Below are 22,089 nucleotides of genomic sequence, written 5' to 3'. Positions count from 1 at the left end.
ATGCGAAAGCAGGTTGAACTGGCTTAATGGCCAGCCCAACCTACGTCTTGATTAAGCTGAAGCTTCTGCCGCTGCGGTGATACCAACAACGCTTTCGTCAACTTCTTCCATGACACCAAATTCCATCAACAGGTCTTCCAGTTCGTCCATAGTGATTGGAGTTGGGATGACCAAGTTGGTGTTGTTGATGATTTTGGTAGCCAAGTCGCGGTATTCTTGCGCTTGTTTAGCTTGTGGTTCGTACTCGATAACTGTCATACGACGGATTTCGGCACGTTGTACAACGTTGTCACGTGGTACGAAATGGATCATGTGTGTACCCATTTTCGCTGCCAATTCCATGATCAGTTCGTCTTCACGAGCTGTTTGACGTGAGTTGCAGATCAAACCGGCCAAACGAACGCCGCCTGAGTTAGCATATTTCACGATACCTTTAGCGATGTTGTTGGCAGCGTACATAGCCATCATTTCGCCTGAGCAAACGATATAAATTTCTTGTGCTTTGTTTTCACGAATTGGCATCGCGAAACCACCGCATACAACGTCACCCAATACATCGTAGAATACGAAGTCTAGGTCTTCGGTGTAAGCGCCTTCTTCTTCCAAGAAGTTGATCGCGGTAATAACACCACGGCCTGCGCAGCCTACGCCTGGCTCTGGACCGCCGGACTCAACGCATTTAATGTCGCGATAACCGACTTTCAATACATCTTCCAATTCCAAATCTTCTACGCTGCCAGCGTCAGCAGCCATTTGCATGATAGAGTTTTGCGCTTTAGCATGCAGGATCAAACGAGTAGAATCGGCTTTAGGGTCGCAGCCGACGATCATTACTTTTTTGCCGATCTCAGCTAAGCCAGCAACCAGGTTTTGCGTGGTGGTAGATTTACCAATACCACCTTTACCGTAAATAGCACATTGACGTAATCTCGCCATGATCTTCTCCTCTTGAGTGGATGTTGTTAATAACAAACTGATAAGAGCAATGGCCGTGCCAAAGTTTTGGTTAGTCATAAGTAATTGAAAATAAACGATTAATAATAATATTTTCTGTTTTTTGGATGGTCGGATTAGCAACATTTTTTGTAAGGCCTGTTATCTAACCAACATAAATCGCGGGGTTTTTGTGGGGTGGTAGGGTGAGTGGCTATATTTACACCTCGAATTGACGAGCGACTTACCCGTTAATCATGGCTCAGGGGCGCTCTTGGTTCGCTTTAGTTTGCGTTTGTTAGGACCAATATGTCGTTCTACGCGGACGGGGGCGACACTTAATTGGCTACAGGCCCTATACTCAACGTCGGGTTTTTGGGGGCTTGCTATACGGTCTTACTAAGGGCCTTATATTTAGTGTCCGGTTACAGTCACATTCTTAACCAAGGCGTGGTTACTGATGTTGTATTTTTCTTTTATAGCGATATTTTATTTGTATGTTTTATAAGAATTGGTGGCCTTTTCGCCGCAAGCTAAAGAATAAGGCGAAGAAAGACGATTCCTTTGATGTTAATCAGCGGGTCCACACACCGGTTAGCCTGTTAACCATAGGTATGTATGTCATAGAATTGGATAGACCTTGGTTGGAGAGCCCGTTTTTATTTCAAGGGTTTGAATTGGAAACCGAAGCGGATATCCGTGCGGTAAAAGACGTCTGTCAGTACGTGTATATCGATGCCACCAGAAAACGAAAACGCCCCGTCGCCAGCAAAGGTCTGGAAGAGAGCTTGCTCAACGAAAGCAATATCGATTTTGGCAAACCGCCGCCGCCAAAGCTAAGCGTGTTTGAGAAAGAGTTTAGCCGGGCCGAAAACGTCCACAACGAAGTGGGCCAGTTGGTATCCAGCTTTATGGAGCGCATCGCCAATGGCGAAGGTATCGATACCAAGGCCGCCAAAGAAGCGGTAGCCCAATGCGTAAACAGCATTTTGCATTCGCCGGATGCTTTTTTGTGGCTTAATCAATTAAAGAACAAAGATAAATACACAGCGCAACATAGCTTGAACGTCTGCACCTTGGCCATTGTTTTGGGTCGATACCTGAACTTTTCCGTAGCTAACCTCAACAATGTCGGCTTATGCGGCATGATGCACGATATGGGTAAAATGTTAGTGCCTTTGGACATCCTGAATAAGCCTGGCAGTTTGGATCCGGATGAAATGCTAATCATGCGCTCGCATCCCGCATTGGGTTACGAGTTGTTGAAGTCTAGCGACCAAATGTATCCAGGTGCTATAGATGCCGCATATACCCATCACGAAACGCTGGACGGTAAGGGTTATCCTCGGCAAATCGGTGAAAGAGGAATTTCGCTATTTACCCGGATCGTCACGATAGTCGATATGTACGACGCCATTACCAGCGACAGAGTGTATCAGAAAGGTCGGACCCATCTGGAGGCGACTAATATCCTGGCAAATATGGCCGGCACCCAATTGGATGAGCGTTTGGTGATCAAATTTATAGAATGTCTGGGCGTTTATCCGCCCGGCAGCATCGTCATGATGACTAACGGTTACATAGCGATTGTGGTGGAAGTAAATGAATTGCAGAAGCTGAGGCCGAAAGTGATCATGTTGCTCGATGTTCAAAAGCGGCGTATCCCCGAGAAAATCACCAATCTTGCCGAGATGTTGTTAGACGAACACGGAAAAGTGCTGACTATCAAATGCATCGTCAAAGCCCAAGATTACAATATCGACATCAAAAAATATTATCAACAAGGCATATTACAAAAGGGGTTTGCTAATGACAAGCGTTAGGGCAATTCACATAATCGGACATCTCGCGCAATCCTGCTAAAATGAGGAAGCTGACGATTGTGGAGGAATGATTTGTTCATGGGGATGTTCGTCTGGATTCTTGTGGCTGGCTAAGCCATGGATACAAATTTTCTCGGGGCATCTTGGTAAATGTACAGAAATAACATGGTGGGATACGGATTTACCTTGATTGAGATGCTGTTGGCGGTTGCTATCATGGCGGTGTTGACGACCATTGCGATACCTGCCTACAACGGTTATATCGATAAGACTAAGAACGATCTTGCCATTAGCTACCTGATAGGCATCCAAATGGAAATCGAACGGTATTACACCCGCGAATTTCGCTACCCGAATGCACTTAGCGACATCACCTCCGTTCTCCCAAACAACGGTAAGGACCCTTGGGGTAGAGATTATGTTTATCTCAATATCATTGAGGGTGGGCCGGGCACTCACGGCGAAGTGCGCAAAGACCACGCGCTTAATCCAATCAATACCAAATACGATTTGTACAGCCTGGGTAAAAATGGTGTCACAAAAAAGCAGATTAGTCAGAAGGACAGTCTGGACGATATTATCCTGGCCCGCGACGGTGGTTTCGTCGGTCTGGCCGCTGATTTCTGAGTAATCCATCGGCGATGGGTAGCAGGCTATCTTTTAGCGGTAGTAAAGTTGCCCGCCGCATTCTGTTTTCTTTCGTGCTGGCCGCGCTGATTCCTATTGTCATTCTGGGTGTACTTTCCTTTCAACAGGTGAAGCAGCAGCTGCAAGCGCAGACTGCCAAGGCATTACATAGAGGTTGTAAGGATTACGCCTACGGATTGGTCAGTCGTTTGCTGTTTGCCGAAAGCTCTCTGCGACTGGCGGCCTTGAAAATTTATAAATCCAGCAATAGTGATAAGCCGGTCGCGATGGCCGGCGAACAATGGCTGCAAGGCCAATTCACCGGGTTGGCGGTGCTGCGGGCCGATGGCCAACCCTCCACATTATCCCGAGACAACACGGCAATACCGACGCTGACGCCAGAAGAGCTAGCGCAGATTGTGATCGGGAAAACGTTGATTAAACCGGTGAGTGGTCAGCGGCTTGAAGACAATCGTTTGTGGATGGCCATCAATCTAGTCGAAAACTCACCGAAAGCCGGCATCCTGATGGCCGAATTGAAACCCGACTTGTTATGGAATTCCGAAACTATCGATCCCAACAATCTGCTATGGGTGATGGCTGCCGACTCGCTACAGATATTGTTCGCGCTGGAGCAAGATTTCGATCCGTCTCCGGAGCTTAGGGCGCAAGTCGCACAAGCCAATAGCGGCCGCTTCTCGTGGCAAAGGGACGGCGAAGCCTACCTCGGTGCGTATTGGAAGCTGCCGGTCGCTACGCTATTTTTCGGTCCGGACCTAATCATCGTGCAAAGCCAGCCTGAATCGCTGGCGTTTGCGGCAATCAAGCAATTCAGCGCGATTTACCCGCCCGTGATTCTGCTGGCCGCGCTGATTGTCGTGTATTTGAGCAGCAGGTTGATTGCTAAATATTTAACGCCGCTCGAACGCTTAAAAATCGGCACCCAACGGGTTGCCGACGGCAATCTGGAATGTCGAGTAGATATTCATAGCCATGACGAATTTGAAGAGTTGGCGGATTCGTTCAACGAAATGACGCGCCGCCTGCGCAGCCAGTTCGATATTCTCGCTATCATGGCGGAAATCGACCGCAATATTCTCTCCGCTTTAAATGCCGAAGATATTATCGACACTGCACTGAACCGATTGCCCAGTATATTGTTTTGCGATTTGATTTCCATCGCCGCCGTTAATCCGGATACCGGTATCGCCGACGAGATTCGGGTGCGGCGTAGCGGACACGATGCCGAAATATTAGCCGAGCCGGTGATTTTGAACCAACAGGATGTCGCGGATTTACGCGACTTGCAAAATGGCGCCCTCGAGATTGGTGGCGATGACGAGCGGATGTCCGAGTATTTGCGGGTGTTCGGCGTGTCTGGCGCATGGCGCTATTTGCTAGTTCCCGTTCACTTCAACGGCGCACTGGCTTCGATTATTTGCTTGGGTTATCAAGCACCGAATCAGATTCCACCGGAATCGCGCAACGCGGCCATCAACTTCGGCGACCGCATTGCCGTCGCGCTGTCCAATGCCGCCTGGGAAGAGAAGCTGTACCAGCACGCCCATTACGATTCCTTGACCGGGCTGCCCAATCGCTTGGTGCTGCATGACAGATTGGGGCAAGAAATGGCGCGGGCCAGACGCGATAATGCGCAACTGGCGGTATTTTTTATGGACTTGGACCGCTTCAAAAACGTCAATGATTCGTTGGGGCACTCGGCTGGCGATGAATTGCTGCGCCAGGTGGCGGGCATTTTCCTTACTTGTGTCAGAGCCACCGATCTGGTGGTCAGATTGGGCGGTGACGAGTTCGTCATCGTGGTTGGTGAATTACATACACAGCATAATCCGGCCGCGTTCGTCAGCGCGGTTGCCGAGAAAATCCTTTGCGCGCTGAAGCAACCCGTCACGGTGGCGGGGCTACCCATGACCGTGACCACGAGTGTCGGTATTGCCTTATTTCCCGACGATGCCGACAACGTGCAGGACTTACTGAAGAATGCCGACGCTGCCATGTATCATGCCAAGAGCGAGGGACGTGCCAATTTCCGGTTTTATTCGCCGGAATTGAATGCGGCCGCGTTGGAAAATATCAAGCTGGAACAAGAGCTGCGTGGCGCAATCGGTAGAAACGAGCTGCAGGTGTTTTATCAACCCAAAGTCGATTGGGATGGCCGAATCGTCGGCGCCGAAGCGTTGATCCGCTGGCGGCACACCGAGCAGGGCATGATTTCGCCGGCCAAATTCATCCCCTTGGCCGAGCAAACCAGTTTGATCGTGGAAATCAGCGATTGGGTGTTGGAGCAAACCTGTTTGTGGGTGAATGCTTGCCACGCGCAAGGACTGGGGCCGTTGCGGATTTCCGTGAATCTTTCCGCTGTCGATTTTAAGCATCCGGAATTGGTTGAGAAAATAGCGGCCGTTTTGAACAGAACCGGTGTGGACCCGAAGTTCATCGAGCTGGAACTCACGGAATCGGTGGCTATCGGCGATATAAAAATGTGTATCGAGCGCATGCATCGCTTAAAAGACCTAGGACTTACCTTGTCCATGGACGATTTCGGCACCGGTTTCTCGTCGCTGTCCTATCTAAAAGAGCTACCGCTGGATGTGCTTAAGATCGATCAATCTTTTGTGCGGCAGTTGGAAACCGAGGGCAGTAGCGCGGCCATCGTCCGCGCTATTCTGGCGCTCGCCGACGGCTTGGGTATGGAGACCATCGCCGAGGGCGTCGAAACCGCAGTGCAACTTGAGTTATTGAAACAACATCACTGTGGCTTATTTCAGGGCTATTTTTTCAGCCGGCCCGTACCTAAAGACGAATTTTTAAGCTTATTGCAGACTGATGCGCTTAACCGTGGCGCGGAACAGGCCGCTAGTTCTTGAGTGCTTACCCGATATGTCGTTCGCTGAGCGGAGCCGAAGCGAACGGTTGACTTCGGCTTCGCTCAGCACAAGTTCGCTCATTCAACGGCAAGTTGCTTATTTATTGCCATAAATCACCTTGTTAAGATTGCCGGCTATTTTGCTTGGCGCTTAAAAATCGGCGGCCCCAGGCGCTCAAGCCATCCAGGTACAGATAAACCACCGGCGTGGTATACAGTGTCAGCAGTTGACTGAAAATCAAACCGCCGACGATGGAAATCCCCAAGGGCTGGCGCAGTTCCGCACCGTAACCCGAGCCCAAAGCCAATGGCAGTGCGCCCAGCATGGCCGCCAACGTGGTCATCATGATAGGCCGGAAGCGCAATAAACAGGCTTGAAAGATAGCTTCTTCCGCGCTCAGGCCGTGCCGGCGTTCCGCGTCCAGGGCAAAATCGATCATCATGATTGCGTTCTTCTTCACTATGCCGATCAGTAAAATCACGCCGATTAAAGCGATGATGCTGAACTCGGTATCGCAGACCAGCAAGGCTAGCAAGGCGCCGACGCCGGCCGAGGGCAGCGTGGACAATATCGTCAGCGGATGAATATAGCTTTCGTAGAGCATGCCCAGCACGATGTAAATACTCAGCAGCGCCGCAGCAATCAGCCAGGGTTGATTACGTAGCGACTCCTGAAAAGCCTTAGCCGAGCCCTGGAAACTGCCGCGCACTGCGGCCGGGGTGCCGAGGTCGCGCAGGGTTTGTTCGATGAATTGCGTGGCGGTGGACAGCGAGGTGCCGGGCATCAGGTTAAACGACACGGTGGCGGCGGCAAACTGGCCTTGATGATTGATGGTTAGCGGCGCGTTGCTGGTTTGGAAGCTGGCCAGGGTGGCTAGCGGAATCTGTGTACCGGTGCTGGCGCTAACATACAACTGTTGCAAGGTTTGCGGGTTTTGCCAGTATTCGGGTGCCAGCTCCATCACTACCCGGTATTGGTTCAAGGGTTTATAGATAACCGAGACTTGGCGTTGACCAAAAGCGTTGTTCAAAGCGGCATCAATGGCCGCCTGACTGACCCCCAGACTTGAGGCTTTATCTCTATCCACCACCAGCGATATTTGTCGGCCTTTGTCTTGCTGATTGGTGTTGACGTCGCTCAGCTCCGGTCGCTTGCGCAACGCCGCGACGATTTTGGGCGTCCATTCGCGCAGTAGATTCAAGTCTTCCGATTGCAAGGCAAATTCGTACAGCGCCGCCGAGCCGCGACCGCCGATGCGTAAATCTTGCACCGGCTGTAAAAACAAGCTGGCGCCGGGTTCGTCGGCCAGTTTTTCCCGCAATCGGCGGCTGATCTCGGCTATCGGCGCATCGCGCTGCTCGGGCGGCTTCAGCACCGCAAACATCAGGCCGGAATTGGTGTTTTGCATGCCGCCGGCAAAGCCCACCACATTGGTCACCGCCGGGTCTTGCCGCAAAATATCGACAAAATCATGCAATTTGGTTTTCATGGCCTGGAAGGAAATACTTTGATCCGCCTGGATGGTGCCGCTGAGTCGGCCGTTATCCTGCACCGGGAAAAAGCCTTTCGGGACGATGATGTACAGATAGACATTTAAGCCGATGCAAGCCAACAGTACCGTCAGCATCAACTTGGGATGGTGTAAGGCCCAGCTTAAACTGCGGCGGTAGCCGTCGTGCAGGCGCTGGAATTGATATTCGATCCAGATCGACAGTCTGCCGGGTTGATGCTGCTCAGCCGGCTCCAGCCAGCGTGCGCACAACATCGGCGTGACGGTTAACGATACCAGCAGCGACACCAAAACCGCCGCTGACAGTGTCACCGCAAATTCCCGAAACAGCCGACCGACGATGCCGCCCATCAATAAAATTGGCGTAAATACCGCGATTAGCGACAAACTCATCGCCAACACCGTAAAGCCAACCTCGCCGGCCCCACGCAACGCCGCCTGGAACGGCGGCACGCCATTTTCTATATGCCGGCTGCTGTTTTCCAGAACCACGATGGCGTCGTCCACCACGAAGCCGGTAGCGATGGTCAGGGCCATCAGCGATAAGTTATCCAGGCTGTAATCGCACAAATACATCACCGCGCAAGCGCCCAGCAGCGATGCCGGCACCGCGATTAGCGGGATGAGGGTGGAATGCCAGCGGCGCAGAAACAACAGCACCACCATGATCACCAGCACGACCGAGATCAACAGACTGCGTTCCACTTCATCGACCGAGGCGCGGATGGTCGAGGATCTATCCACCACCACTGACAACTCGATGGCCGCCGGCAACAGCGCGCGCAGCTGGGGCAGCATGGTTTTCACCTGTTCGACGGTTTCGATGATATTGGCGCCTGGTTGTTTGTTCAGGATCAGCAACACCGAAGGCTGGCCGTTTTTCAGACCGGTGCTGCGCAAATCTTCCACCGAGTCGACCGCTGTGCCCAGATCGGCGATACGCACCGGCGCGTCGTTACGGTAAGCGACGATCAGCGGCAGGTAGTCGGCAGCATGCTCGGCCTGATCGTTGGCGTGAATTTGCCAATGCCGGTCGCCGCGCTCTAGTGTGCCTTTGGGGCGATTGGCGTTGCTGGCATTGATGGCTTTACCAACCTGATCCAGGCCGATGTTGTATTTGGCTAATGCCGCCGGATTTAATTCCACCCGCACCGCCGGTAAGGAACTGCCGCCGACGCTGACCTGGCCGATGCCGGGTAACTGGGCGATTTTTTGCGCCAAGATCGTCGAGGCGGCATCGTACATTTGCCCACGGCTGTGCGTGTTGGAGGTCAAGGCCAGAATCAAAATGGGCGAATCTGCCGGATTGACTTTGCGGTAATTGGGCCGGTTGGGCAGATTGCTCGGCAGCAAACTACTGGCGGCGTTGATCGCGGCCTGGACGTCGCGCGCGGCGCCGTCGATGTCGCGATTTAAATCAAACTGCAAGGTAATCCGAGTCGAGCCCAAGGAACTGGCCGATGTCATTTCGGTGATGCCGGCGATGCGGCCCAGCGCCCGTTCCAGCGGCGTAGCCACGGTGGCGGCCATGGTTTCCGGGCTGGCGCCGGGTAGGTTGGCGGATACCGAGATGGTCGGGAAATCCACTTGCGGCAAAGGGGCGACCGGCAATTGCAGGAAGGCGATGATGCCCGCCAGCGCCAAGCCCAGCGTTAAAAGTGTGGTGGCGACCGGCCGATAGATAAACAGCGCAGAGAAGTTCACGGCTGGCTGTCGCCGCTGTCTGCTAGTGTCGATTCGGTTGCGCCGCGCAGCCGGCGAGCCAGTCGGTCCAGGCTCAAGTAGATTACCGGCGTGGTGTACAGCGTCAGCAACTGGCTGAGCAACAAGCCGCCGACCATGCTAACGCCTAAGGGATGGCGTAATTCGGAGCCGACGCCGCTGCCCAGCATCAAGGGCAAAGCGCCCAGCAAAGCCGCCAGCGTGGTCATCAAGATCGGCCGGAAGCGTAACAGGCAGGCCTGGAAAATCGCCTCGTGCGGCGGCAAGCCTTGCTTACGCTCGGCCTCCAGAGCAAAGTCTATCATCATGATGGCGTTTTTCTTCACTATGCCGATCAGCAGCACGATGCCAATCACCGCGATGATGCCCAAATCGTTGCCGGATAACTGCAAGGCCAGCAGCGCGCCAACCCCGGCCGAGGGCAGGGTGGACAGGATGGTGATGGGATGAATATAGCTTTCGTAGAGTACGCCCAGCACGATATACACAGTGACTATGGCGGCCAGGATCAACCACAGCGTGCCGCTCAGCGAGGCATTAAACGCCAAGGCCGCGCCTTGATAATCGCTTTGTACCGCCAGTGGTAAGCCGATGGCTTGTTTGGCGGACTCGATGGCATTCAGCGCATTGCCCAAGGCTGCACCCGGTGCCAGATTGAAGGAAATGGTCGCTGACGGGAACTGATCCAGGTGGTTGATTGCCAACGCGGTTTGCCGTTCGGAAACAGTCGCTAAGGCGGACAGAGGCACCTGAGTACCGTTGCCGGAGGGGACGCGTAGTTGTTGCAAGCCTTCCGGGCCACTCTGCTCCTTAGGATCTACTTCCAATACCACTCGGTATTGGTTGGATTGGGTGAAGATGGTCGAAACCAGGCGTTGGCCGTAAGCGTTGTACAAGGCGTTATCGATGTCAGCAGTGCTGACGCCCAGTCGGCTGGCGCTGGCCCGGTCGATTTCGATATAGGCCTGCAGGCCTTGATCCTGCACGTCGCTGGCGGCATCGGCGATGTCGGGTATCGCGCGCATGCGCTCGACCAGACGCTGGGTCCAGCGGTTCAGTTCCGCCAAATCGACCGTCTGCAGGGTAAATTGAAACTGGGTGCGGCTGACGCGGTTTTCCAAGGTCATGTCCTGCACCGGTTGCAGATAAACCGAGATACCTGACACCTCCGCCAGACGCGGCCGCAAGCGTTCGATTACCGCCGTGGCGTTGTCGCGTTGCGCTTGCGGCTTCAGGTTGATCAGAAAGCGGCCGCTGTTCAGGGTGGCATTGCTGCCGTCTACACCGACGAACGACGACAAGCTGGCGACCGCTGGATCGGCCAGGATCTGTTTGGCCATGGCTTGCTGGCGCTCGGCCATCGCCGCGAAGGAAATGCTGGGCGGTGCTTCCGAGATGCCTTGAATCAGGCCGGTGTCCTGGATGGGGAACAGACCTTTAGGCATGGCCATGTATAAACATATGGTTAGTGCCAGGGTGGTAATGGCGATCAGCAGGGTTAGACCTTGTCGCTTCAGCACCCATTCCAGGCTGCGGCCATAAGCAGCGATGACTTTATTGATGAAGTCTTCGCGCTGAACATGGTCGGGGTCTAGCGGGCGCAATATCTTCGCGCACATCATCGGTGTCAAAGTCAGCGACACTACCGCCGAGATCAGAATCGCCACCGCCAAGGTAATCGCAAATTCCCGAAACAAGCGGCCGACCACGTCGCCCATGAACAGCAACGGAATCAGTACCGCTACCAGCGAGACCGTTAAGGAGATGATGGTAAAGCCGATTTGCTCTGAGCCTTTCAGCGCCGCCTGCAAGGCCGACTCGCCGCGTTCCAGGTAGCGGGAAATGTTTTCGATGACGACGATGGCGTCGTCCACCACAAAGCCGCTGGCGATGGTCAGCGCCATCAAGGTCAGATTATTGATGCTGAAGCCGGCTAGATGCATCACCGCAAAGGTGCCGACCAGCGACAGCGGCACGGCGACCGCTGGAATCAGGGTGGCTGGTAGATTGCGCAGAAACAGGAAGATCACCATGATGACTAAAGCCACTGCCAGCATCAATTCAAACTGCACGTCATGCACCGAGGCGCGGATGGTGACGGTGCGGTCGGTTAAAGGCAGTACATCGACCGCGCTGGGCAGGGTGGCGCGCAGTTGCGGCAACAGCTTGTTGATCCGGTCCACGACCTCGATCACATTTGCGCCCGGTTGGCGCTGGATATTGACGATCACCGCCGCCGTGTCGTTGGCCCAGGCGGCCAGTTTGACGTTCTCGGCGGCATCGACTGCGTCGGCCACGTCCGCGAGTCGCACCGGCGCGCCATTGCGGTAGGCGATGACCAGGTTTCGGTATTCGGCGGCGGAGCGCAATTGATCGTTGTTATCAATAATCGCCGAGCGTTGCGGGCCATCGAACATGCCCTTGGGTTGATTGACATTGGCGGCAGCGATCGCGCTGCGCAAGTCCTCCAGGCTGAGGCCGTAAGCGGCCAGGGCTTGATGGTTGGCTTGTATCCGCACGGCCGGCCTTTGGCCGCCACTGATGGCAACCAAACCGACGCCGGGCAATTGGGCGATCTTCTGCGCCAAGCGGGTGTCCACCAAGTCTTGGACTTTGGCTAAGGGCAGGGTCGCCGAGCTGATCGCCAAGGTCAGAATGGGCGCATCGGCTGGATTGACTTTGTTATAGATGGGCGGCATCGGTAAATCGGCCGGCAGGAAATTATTGGCGGCATTGATGGCCGCCTGCACGGTTTGCTCGGCGACGTCCAAATTCAATTCCAGATCGAATTGCAGGGTCACCACCGACGCGCCGCCGGAGCTGGTCGAGGACATTTGTCGCAGGCCGGGCATTTGCCCGAATTGGCGCTCCAATGGTGCGGTGATGGCCGAGGTCATCACTTCCGGGCTGGCACCGGGGTAAAGCGTAGTGACCTGGATGGTTGGGTAATCGACTTGCGGCAATGCCGAGATCGGCAATAAGCGATAGGTCAAAATCCCGGCCAGCAGCAGTGCCACCATCAGCAAGGAGGTGGCGACCGGCCGCAGGATAAAATGGCGCGAGGGGTTGAAGCCGGGTAAGGGGTTTTGCGCAGCTGCCATGCTTAGTGGCTCGGTGTGCCGGCGTTTGGAGCGGCTGGCTTGGCTTTGTCTATTACCTTAACTTCGCGGCCTTCGCGCAGTTTGTCGGCGCCGTCGATTACCAGTTTTTGGTTTGGCGTCAAGCCTTCCAGAATCGCCACGGTTTCGCCATCTGTTGCTCCGGTTTTTACCGGCCGCACGCTGACGGTATTGTCGTCTTTGACCCAATAGACGAAGGCGCCCTTGCTGCCCTGCTGGATCGCGGCAGTCGGTGCTAAGGTCACGGCGCGCAGGGTGTCCAGGCGCATTTTGATGTTGACGAACTGGTTGGCAAACAGGGTGCGATCTTCGTTTTCGAATTGAGCTTTTAATTTCAGGGTGCCGGTGCTGGCATCGATCTGATTGTCCACCGCCAGCAGTTTGCCGCTGGCCAGTTTTAGCTGGCCGGCCCGATCGTAAGCGTCTATGCCGATGGCCTCGGCCGAGCGCCAACGGCGCATGACCGCCGGAACTTGATCTTCCGGCAAGGTGAATACCACGGTGATTGGCTGAATTTGGGTGATGACCGCCAGGCCATTGACGTCGCTGGCGCGAACCATATTGCCCTGATCGACCAGACGCAAGCCGATCCGGCCCACTACCGGTGCGGTGATGCGCGCGTAACTCAACTGCAATTTGGCGTTATCGAGTTGGGCGCGGTCGATCTCGACGGTACCGCGATATTGTTTAACCAGCGCGGCCTGGGTGGCGGTTTGTTGGGCGGCGATAGAGTCCTGTTCCAGCAATGTTTGATAGCGGGCCTGGTCGATTTCGGCGTTTTTTAGCAGCGCCTCGTCGCGCAGCAACTGGCCCTCGGCTTGTTGCACGGCTACTTGATAGGGACGCGGGTCGATTTCGGCGAGCAGTTCGCCTTGGCGTACCGCTTGGCCCTCGCTAAAAGCCACCCGGATCAATTCGCCATCGACACGCGAACGCACCATGACGGTGTGTAGCGGGGTAACGCTACCGAGACCATTCAGATAAATCGGCAGGTCGCCTTGCCTGGTTAGCGCAACCGCCACACTGATCGGGGCGTTTTCAATCTCGCTGTGGCGGGCATCCGGATTTTCTTGCTTGTGTGGGTCGGCGTGGAGGAAATAATAGCCGCCGGTTGCGGCAATTACGGTGAGTACTGCAGCCCAGCGCCAGCGCGAAGTTGGCTTTAATGCGGCGTAATCCTGATCCTGGTTCATAGCCATGCGGGTATTAATAAGTGGGTTCCGGCCTCATGCCGGTCAGCGGAGTCTACCGGTACAACTAAAAAAGGCACCCTGAAGATGCCTTTTTGCAGATTGTCGGCCGATATAACAGCAATCAATCGTAGTGGTAGTGTTTACGCAAGGGCTTAACCACTTCCCAATGGCTATCCAGGCCTTCGTGAAACATCACCAAGTCGCCTGGCAAAATCCGCACTGGCTCGCCGCCGACAGGGGTGACGATGATTTCGCCTTCCAACACATAAGCGGTTTCAGTTTCGTCGAAATCGATGGTGAACGTGGAAATTTCTTTTTCCCAGATCGGCCAGCTTGATACGCCTAGCTCCTGTAAACGTTCTTCGCTAGGGTTATGCTCAACGGTAATTTGGCTCATGGGTTTCCTGTTTGAATGAAGTTTATCGAGCGGCGAATTTTAGCATTGTTGCTGCGCCGCAGCTATGATTCGGGCGTTTCGTCCGGCAATTGTTTCGGATCGTCCGCGCGGCGTAGTCTATTTACCGGCTCGAATCCCAAGGGTTTATTGTGGACTTCGTTTTCCAATTTGGGGTCGGGATGGTGGTAGAGCTGAATTTCGGTATAGGAATCTACGGTCGGCTGTGTGGGCTCTTTGTTCAGATAATCGCTAAGCCAGACCACGAGTAGCGCTATTCCCAGGCTAGCGATACAGGCGATGCTGGCGTCCTGGTCGTAATCGGGTTTTACCGGTTTATCCGGCAGAGAGGCCCAATCCACTACATCCAATTGGGGATTGCTTTGGCGTTGTTTTACGTCGATCTCAACCAGTCGCTGTTTGGTTTGCTGTGATAACTCCTCCAATTTAACCAGCTCTTCCTGCATGGCTTTGTGTTTGGCAAATTGATTGGTGTATTCAGAGGCTTTTTGTTTGTGTTCGGCCATTTGTTTTTGAATGGTCAGCACGGTGCGATGCGCCGCTTCGTAGGCATTCTCCGCTTCTTGCGTTGCATAGGTGCTGCCCGCTTGTTCCTTGCTGGCGATCTTTTCATCCAGCTCGGCCAGTTGGATTTTTAAGTTGCGCAAGGTGGGATGAAACTCGATGTATTCGTCTGTGTATTGGCTTCTTTGCGCTTCCAGGCGCTCGCGCAGGTGTTCGGCTTGCTGGGTTAATACCGCCAGACTTTGTGAATCGGCTTCCGGCACCACGGCTTTGCCTTCCGCAATCGCAGCGCGAATGGCGTCCAGTTTGGCTTTGGCTTTAGCTTCTTCTTCCTGGGCGGCATTCAGCGAGTTATTTAAGCCTTGTAAACGGGCGTGCGCCTCGTTATCGGTGCTTTCCAGGGAGACAATGTCATGCTGCAATCTGAACAATTCGATTTCCTGACGTTTGTCGCGCACTTGCTGTTCGATGCGTGTCAATTCGGCAGTAATCGTGGTGCTGGCTTTTTCGGTGATTTCGCCGATGTATTCAGTGCGAATTTGTTGGTAGGTTTTTATCCAGGTATTTAAGGCCAGCTGCAGAAATTGCGGATGGGAGCCTTCCGCAGTCAATTGCACCAGATTGGTTTCCGGCACCGCTTTTACTTGGAAGAGCGCTTTCAGTTGATTGACCGTGGGGTGTTCAATATCTTTCTGTTGTTTTAGCGTGTCGGCGGTTTTTTCCAATACCGGCTGACCCAGCAAGACCTGCTTTTGAATATTGACGTGTTCCGGATCCGCTTCGACATGCGATTGATCGACATCGGTTGCTGCGGTGGTCAAGACTAAGGCCTGGCTTTCAAAAATTGCCGGCTGCAGAAATACATAGGTTTCGGTAATCAGCAATAAAGGTAAAAACAGCAGCAAAAATAAGGTCCGGCGCCGCATTCTGTGTGGCCAGGGCATGGGGTTTGAATGGTAAAAATCGTCTCCGACGACGCGGAAATCATGGCGATATGGAAGCATCACGATTTTCTCCCTGGTGCTAAGTCCGAAGGTTATAGTTTTTGTTATAGCCGAGCTGGGCGAAATTTTAGAACATTTTACTAAGCTATCCGTGTCGAGAAAATCTTTAATGCCGAAACGAAGTCTGTGAAAGTTAGCTTCGATAACGGGCTATTAAACTAAGGTCGGGCTTAGTGTTTTCGATATTGTAAGCTAAGGTAAGCGGGTCGGTCTGATTGTTCAAGACGTCTTGAAAACTTTCAGTATCCGCGCTGGTGGGCCTGTTCTGGTGCCAAAACACTAAATATCACCGAGTTGCCAGTTTAAACCAATCCGAGAATCTAGCAATTCTAAATTTGCTAAAGGTTTTAAATGTCGGTCATCAGCTTGGCTTCGTCCTGGTTCTGGTGGTGTGCTAACGTGGAGGACATGGCCGGTTATGAGTCGAACGGTCTGGAGCGGTCGTAGCGGCTTTCAAATCGAAGATATTACGCCACGATAAAATATGCTTCGCCTATACTAAAACATCAACTGAATTTGTGATCCGCCGCTGGTTTGCGGACTTATTGTTCGGACAAGCCCGAGCTAGCTATGTATGCTAGCAAACTGACGTCTGAGGTTAAGTCAGAAGCAATTTTCTTAGATGCCGTTTTGGCAGCTATTTTTCAAGTTTTTTGGATTTTCACAAATCCCAGATTGGACTCGTATGGCTGATAAAGAGGATGGAATACTCAGAATTCATGTGTATGAACTGAGAGTTGGCATGTGCGTAAGCCGTCTGGAAGCGCCCGTGGAAGATTCGCCTTTTTTATTGGATAGAGTCGTTATTGAAAGTCATGCGGATATTCAAGCCATTCAGGCAATTTGCGATTATGTCTATATCGATGTTAAATATCAAAAGTCTTCTTCCGGTGCGATTCCCACCAAAAATACCGAAGCTAGAAAATATTTAGGTTTCGCCAGGTCATTTAATCAAACCGCCAATACCTATCAGCGCACCGGTAATTTAATAAAAACGGTGATGGACGATATTCGCTTCGGTAATCAATTCAGCGTTAGCGCGGTTAAGCAAGCTGTCTCCGAATGTGTCGATAAAGTATTGGAAAACCCCGATACAATGTTATTACTGACCCAGCTTAAAGATCAGGATCAATATACCGCGCAACACTGTATGAATGTTTGTATATTGTCAATTCTGTTAGGCCGAGAGTTAAACTTTTCGATAGAAGATCTCAATAAAGTAGGTTTTTGCGGTTTAATGCACGATGTCGGCAAAATGAAAGTGCCTTTGGAAATACTCAATAAGCCGGGTTCTTTGGAAGACTATGAAATGGATATCATGCGTAAGCATACGCTATACGGACGCAATGTTTTAATGTCTGCCCGTAACGTGTATCCGGGTGCCGTCGACGTTGCTTACGACCATCACGAGCATTTGGCCGGCACGGGTTATCCTCGGGGGGTAAACAAATCAACGTTGTCGGTTTTTACTAAAGTGGTAGCGGTTGTCGATACCTACGATGCCATCACCAGTGACCGGGTTTACCAGAGGGGCAAGCCCCATCTCATGGCTTTGGGGGTTTTGGTGAAAGGGATGAATCAACAATATGAAGCTAATTATGTGACGCAGTTTATTAACTGCATAGGATTTTATCCGCAAGGAAATTTAGTAGAATTAAGTACTGGCGAGGTCGGTATAATAGTCGAGCAAAATAAAGCAGATCGACTTAAGCCAAAATTATTGTTAATCCAAGATGGCAATAAAAATCCTGTTGAAGAGAAAATACTTGATTTATCCTTGAATCTTACCGACGCAAGCGGCAAACGTTATGGTGTTAAACAAGTGATAAGGCCGCAAGATTGCGGTGTCGATTTGGCCAAGTATTATCAAGATGGTAAGTTTACTAAAGAATACGCGGTAGTCATCTAAAAATTAAATGCTGTAAATTGGTAACTCCTTGGGTATTATTTTTCAATAATGGTTAAAAAAATTAATATTAACCAGCTCAGAAAAGGTATGTTTGTTTGCGGCACTGATCGGAAATGGATGGATATACCTTTCTTTCGTACTAAATTTCTGATTGCATCCGATAAGCAAATTAATAAATTAAAAGAGTATTGCCAAACCGTTTCTATCGATACCGCAAAAGGTATTGATGTCGATAAGCCGGCTGAAACTCAAGTAATAGTGGACGCGGACAGTTTCTCGGCGATAGAGATGTCGAGCCGCGTCGATGAAAACAATTCTTTTAAAAAGCTTTACGAACAAAGCCTATTGCTTTTTAGTGCCGTGTTAAACGATGCACGGTCTAACAGAGAGCTTGATTTGCTCAAGATTGACAGCATAGCGGCGGATTTACTGGCGGCAGTTACCGCCGATGTTCAGGCTATGTTTGGACAGATGCGGCTCAATGGCAAAAATATCGATGGTTTGGCGCATAAATCGGTCAATGTCTGTATTTTGGCTGCCGCTTTGGGTTTGTATTTAAAGCTGCCGGAAAATAAATTGCAGTTGTTGGGGCTGGGTGCGTTGTTGCATGATATCGGCATGGTAGGGGTACCGGAGGCCCTTCTTGTAAAAATCGAAGTGTTGATGCCGGAAGAGCGGCTTATTCTGGAGCGACATCCTGACTATGGTGCGAACTTGTTGCGCAAAGTGCCTGAACTACCTGCGGAGGTTTTGGAAATCGTCCTTAGCCATCACGAACAAATGGATGGTGGCGGATATCCAAACGGTTTACCGGCGGCACGCGTTGGCGAACTGGCGCGGATAGTCAGTATCGCCTCAGTTTACGAAGCTTTAACCGGTGAACGCGTTTACCGTAATGCCTTAACGCCGCTTGACGCATTGGAGCATCTATATTGTTCCGGTCAGTTTTTGTTCGATACGCAATGGGTGGCCCGTTTTATAGAGGTGCTGGCTATTTATCCGGTTGCTTGCATTGTCGAATTGCAAACTGACGAGCTCGCGGTGGTGGTCCAGGCAAATTCACAATTCCCTCAGCGTCCGCTATTGAAGGTAATCACCAATCCGCAGAAACAATTGCTTTTTCAAGAGCGGACGCTTGATTTGGCCGATGAGCAGCAAAATAACATCAAGATAGTCAGAGTTTTGGCCAGCGATGAACCGATTATCGAACTGCTGAAAATGTTTGTCGAATTGGAAAAAATTTAGCCGGCCAACAGCTCAGGCACGCGGTTCAGTTTTGCCGAATAGCTCCTTGCTTAGGGTAATGATGGCGTGCGGATCGATTTCGCCAATCGAATAGTCGTTTTTATCCAGTTTGAACGGATTGACCGGCGACGGCGACTTCAATACTTTATTGATATCGGTTTGGTAAACCCGGCTGACCGGCGTCGGTCCGAACAAGGTAATCGATGGTCGGTTTAAACCCCAAGCCATGTGCGTAGGTCCGGTATCGTTACCGATCACTAAATCGGCCCTGGCCAGCGCCGCTTTCAAATCATTCAGGCTTAATGGCGGTAATACTCTTGCCAGGCTGCGTTCGGCCAGCCATTGCGCCATCCAGTGTTCTTTCTCGTTGCCCCAACAGATCAGAAAATTCGCTTCCAGGCCGAAGATCACCTGGAGAAATTTCTCCAAAGGGTAATTGCGGCTGGGCCAGGTCGAGCCTATCACCAAAACGATGTTGGGTTGGCCGGCTGGAAAATACTCGTCCAACGGTGTTTGCGGCGGCTGAAAAAACAAAAACGCCTGTTTCGCCTGAATTTGTGCGGGTGTGACATCGAGACCCAGCGGCCGAGTCAGCACGGCGACATTGCGATCAATGGTGTTGGCGTCATAAGGGTAAGCGACATGCCTGCTATAGAAAAAAGCCGCCCATTTTTCCCGGATCGAATCTTGATCGAAACCCACGCAATTGGCCGATAGCAAGCGCGCGACCACTGCGGATTTAATCAAACCTTGCGCATCCAGAACCAAGTCGTAGCCTTGCTCGGCATAAGCGCGAATTTTACTTATCTCGGCAAAGACGCGCCATTTGTCGGTTTTCAGGGCTTTTAAATACACACCTAAAATATTATCCAGGTGTGGATTGTCGGCCAGCACGCCGACGAAGCGTTCTTCAACTATCCAGTCGATTTGTGCCAGCGGTAATGCGGCTTTGATGAATTGCAAGGCCGCCATCGCATGCACGATGTCGCCCAAAGCCGACAATTTGACGATGGCAATTTTCATCGCTTAGGCGTCCAACGCCGCCAGCACCTGTTCCGGCCGGATTTCCGTCAAGCAGCGCGTATGGCCCAACGGGCACTCACGCTTAAAGCACGGCGAACAGTCCAGGTGTAAATCCAGTATCTCCGCCTTGGGATGCAGCGGTGGGGTAAAGCCGGGGTCGGAAGAGCCATAAACCGCGATTAATTTTTTATCCAGTGCGGCCGCGACATGCATCAGACCGGAATCGTTGCTGACCACCGCATCGGCCAAGGACAGCAAATCCACCGCATCGGCCAGCGAGGTAATGCCGGCGAAATTGCGGCAAATACCGCCCGATAATTCATTGATTTGCTCGGCAACGGCTTTGTCCTTATCGGAACCGAATAACCAGACTTGCCAGCCTTGTTCTTCCTTTTGCCGGGCGACGGCGGCGTAATGTTCGCAAGGCCAGCGTTTGGCAGGGCCGTATTCCGCGCCGGGGCACAGGGCCAGGATTTTGCTGACTATAGGGCGCAATTCATCCGAGTCCTCAAGCAGGGCGCTGGGGTGGGGGATTTCGATTAAATCCGCGCCAGTAATCTCGAATTTTTTGCAGACGTTTAATTGTTGTTCGGTGGTGATCGTCAGCTTCGGAACTTGGTAAGTTGGCGGCTGAGGCGCTTCGTTCGGTAAACCCAGTGTCACGAAGCGCTGCACGGTCATGGTTAGCACGGTCTTATCCAGCTTGCGCACATCGTTCAACAGGCCCCGGCGCAGTTCGCCGAGAAAGCCGGTGCGCTTAGGAATGTGTGCAAAAAATGGAATCAAAGCCGACTTCCAGGAGTTGGGCAGCACAATTGCTTGATCGTAATGATGGCTTTGCAGTTGCCGGCCAATACGGATACGGCCGCGCAAATCAAATTGCCCGTGACCAAGCGGCATGGCGATACCCTGCCGTACTTCCGGCATGCGCTCCAGCAGGGCCAGTGACCAAGCCGGGGCCAGCACGTCGATAAGGCAATCGTGGTGTTGTTGCTTGAGGGTGATGAACAGGCTTTGCGCCATCACCATGTCGCCGACCCAGGATGGGCCGACGACCAGGATTTTATAAGGCTGCGCTGACACTTAAGAAACGAGGGTCAACCATTCCTTATGGTCAGCGCGGCGGCCTTGAACGTAGTCAAAATACAAGGCTTGCAGTTTTTCGGTGACGGGTCCGCGGCTGCCGGCACCGATGTCACGGTTGTCGTATTGGCGAATCGGTGTGACTTCAGCGGCGGAGCCGGTAAAGAAGGCTTCGTCGGCCACATAAACTTCGTCGCGGGTGATACGTTTTTCGATCACTTCATAGCCTTGTTCGCGGGCAATAGTCATCAAGGTATCGCGAGTGATACCTTCCAAAGCCGATGTCGTTTCCGGGGTATAAATTTTGCCGTTGCGGACAATGAACAGGTTCTCGCCGCTGCCTTCTGCGCAGAAACCTTCGTGGTCCAATAGCAAGGCTTCGTCATAACCGGTGGACAAAGCTTCTTGCAGGGCCAGGATGGAGTTGATGTAGTTGCCGTTGGCCTTGGCTTTACACATCGTGCTATTGACGTGGTTGCGAGTGTAAGACGAGGTGCGGATGCGGATGCCTTTTTCCATGTTTTCCGCGCCCAGATACGCGCCCCAGGTCCAAGCCGCGACCATGACATGTACTTTCAGGTTGTCGGCGCGCAGGCCCATGCCTTCTGAGCCAAAGAACACCATGCTACGGATGTAAGCGCTGTCCAGGTTGTTTTTGGCGACCGCGTCGCGATGCGCCTGGTTGATCTCGTCTTTAGAGAACGGCATTTTCATGTTCATGATATGCGCGGAGCGGAACAGACGGTCGGTGTGCTCGGCTAGTTTGAAAATCGCGGTGCCGTTGTCGGTTTTATATGCGCGCAGACCTTCAAAGACGCCGCAGCCGTAGTGCAAGGTGTGAGTCAAGACGTGGACCTTGGCGTCGCGCCAATCAACCCATTTTCCGTCTAGCCAAATCAACCCGTCTCTATCATCCATCGTTGCCATTATCTGAACCTGTGTTGTTTAGTGATTATTGCTGCGCCGCATCGGCTAAAAATTGGCGGAAATTGTACTATAAAGCGCTCTCCGGCAATACCGGCTGCGCAGAAGTCTTGATTTTGGCGTGAGAATGAGTTTGGCAGCTTGTGAGTGATTGGGTGTATGAGCGC

General features: G+C 52.4%; 14 protein-coding genes. 5 read left to right on the top strand and 9 right to left on the bottom strand.

Annotated elements, in window-relative coordinates; genetic code table 11:
• Positions 1-51: 51 nt before the first annotated feature.
• Positions 52-936, bottom strand: coding sequence for a nitrogenase iron protein (gene nifH / locus EBA_RS19305; RefSeq protein WP_192377342.1), 885 nt, complete (start codon positions 934-936; stop codon positions 52-54).
• Positions 937-1,430: 494 nt separating this feature from the next.
• On the opposite strand from nifH, the gene EBA_RS19300 reads away from it, so the two are divergent.
• The 3 genes from EBA_RS19300 (at position 1,431) to EBA_RS19290 (ending at position 6,271) form a co-directional block, all read left to right on the top strand.
• A complete protein-coding gene (locus EBA_RS19300; RefSeq protein WP_192376219.1) occupies positions 1,431-2,756 on the top strand; it encodes an HD-GYP domain-containing protein in 1,326 nt (441 codons plus the stop codon).
• A gap of 150 nt (positions 2,757-2,906) precedes the next feature.
• The gene (locus EBA_RS19295; protein WP_192376218.1) at positions 2,907-3,383 is read left to right on the top strand and encodes a type IV pilin protein; all 477 of its coding nucleotides are present in this window, start codon (positions 2,907-2,909) and stop codon (positions 3,381-3,383) included.
• Between the two features lie 14 nt (positions 3,384-3,397).
• Entirely contained in the window at positions 3,398-6,271 is a 2,874-nt protein-coding gene (locus EBA_RS19290) for a bifunctional diguanylate cyclase/phosphodiesterase (RefSeq protein WP_192376217.1), read from the top strand.
• A 121-nt stretch (positions 6,272-6,392) separates the two neighbouring features.
• Here the strand turns inward: EBA_RS19290 and EBA_RS19285 are convergent, their stop codons facing one another.
• From EBA_RS19285 to EBA_RS19265, 5 genes are all read right to left on the bottom strand, one after another.
• On the bottom strand, positions 6,393-9,485 hold the full coding sequence (locus EBA_RS19285; RefSeq protein ID WP_192376216.1) for a multidrug efflux RND transporter permease subunit: 3,093 nt from the start codon (positions 9,483-9,485) through the stop codon (positions 6,393-6,395).
• Complete coding sequence (locus tag EBA_RS19280; RefSeq protein WP_192376215.1) at positions 9,482-12,604, bottom strand: MdtB/MuxB family multidrug efflux RND transporter permease subunit; 3,123 nt, start codon at positions 12,602-12,604, stop codon at positions 9,482-9,484. The genes EBA_RS19285 and EBA_RS19280 overlap by 4 nt, the downstream gene beginning before the upstream one ends.
• A 2-nt stretch (positions 12,605-12,606) precedes the next feature.
• The gene (locus EBA_RS19275; protein ID WP_192376214.1) at positions 12,607-13,815 is read right to left on the bottom strand and encodes an MdtA/MuxA family multidrug efflux RND transporter periplasmic adaptor subunit; all 1,209 of its coding nucleotides are present in this window, start codon (positions 13,813-13,815) and stop codon (positions 12,607-12,609) included.
• Between the two features lie 121 nt (positions 13,816-13,936).
• Positions 13,937-14,212, bottom strand: coding sequence for a cupin domain-containing protein (locus tag EBA_RS19270; protein ID WP_020483279.1), 276 nt, complete (start codon positions 14,210-14,212; stop codon positions 13,937-13,939).
• Between the two features lie 62 nt (positions 14,213-14,274).
• Positions 14,275-15,741, bottom strand: a complete 1,467-nt coding sequence (locus EBA_RS19265; RefSeq protein WP_192376213.1) for a GumC family protein — start codon at positions 15,739-15,741, stop codon at positions 14,275-14,277.
• A gap of 682 nt (positions 15,742-16,423) precedes the next feature.
• On the opposite strand from EBA_RS19265, the gene EBA_RS19260 reads away from it, so the two are divergent.
• Entirely contained in the window at positions 16,424-17,647 is a 1,224-nt protein-coding gene (locus tag EBA_RS19260; protein ID WP_192376212.1) for an HD-GYP domain-containing protein, read from the top strand.
• A gap of 48 nt (positions 17,648-17,695) precedes the next feature.
• Positions 17,696-18,892 carry an HD-GYP domain-containing protein gene (locus EBA_RS19255; protein WP_192376211.1) on the top strand — a complete coding sequence of 399 codons (1,197 nt, stop codon included), beginning with the start codon at positions 17,696-17,698 and terminating at the stop codon, positions 18,890-18,892.
• A gap of 12 nt (positions 18,893-18,904) precedes the next feature.
• Here the strand turns inward: EBA_RS19255 and waaC are convergent, their stop codons facing one another.
• From waaC to EBA_RS19240, 3 genes are read right to left on the bottom strand one after another with little or no spacing between them, the layout of a single operon-like run.
• The gene (gene waaC / locus EBA_RS19250; protein ID WP_192376210.1) at positions 18,905-19,915 is read right to left on the bottom strand and encodes a lipopolysaccharide heptosyltransferase I; all 1,011 of its coding nucleotides are present in this window, start codon (positions 19,913-19,915) and stop codon (positions 18,905-18,907) included.
• 3 nt (positions 19,916-19,918) lie between these two features.
• Positions 19,919-20,944 carry a lipopolysaccharide heptosyltransferase II gene (gene waaF, locus EBA_RS19245; protein ID WP_229427466.1) on the bottom strand — a complete coding sequence of 342 codons (1,026 nt, stop codon included), beginning with the start codon at positions 20,942-20,944 and terminating at the stop codon, positions 19,919-19,921.
• A 54-nt stretch (positions 20,945-20,998) separates the two neighbouring features.
• On the bottom strand, positions 20,999-21,925 hold the full coding sequence (locus EBA_RS19240) for a branched-chain amino acid transaminase (RefSeq protein ID WP_192376208.1): 927 nt from the start codon (positions 21,923-21,925) through the stop codon (positions 20,999-21,001).
• Positions 21,926-22,089: the final 164 nt, after the last annotated feature.

Origin of the sequence: Methylomonas albis, assembly GCF_014850955.1 — a bacterium.
Taxonomy (GTDB): domain Bacteria; phylum Pseudomonadota; class Gammaproteobacteria; order Methylococcales; family Methylomonadaceae; genus Methylomonas; species Methylomonas albis.
The sequence above is the reverse complement of the archived record's forward strand: the minus strand, read 5'-3'. Positions and strand labels throughout refer to the sequence as shown.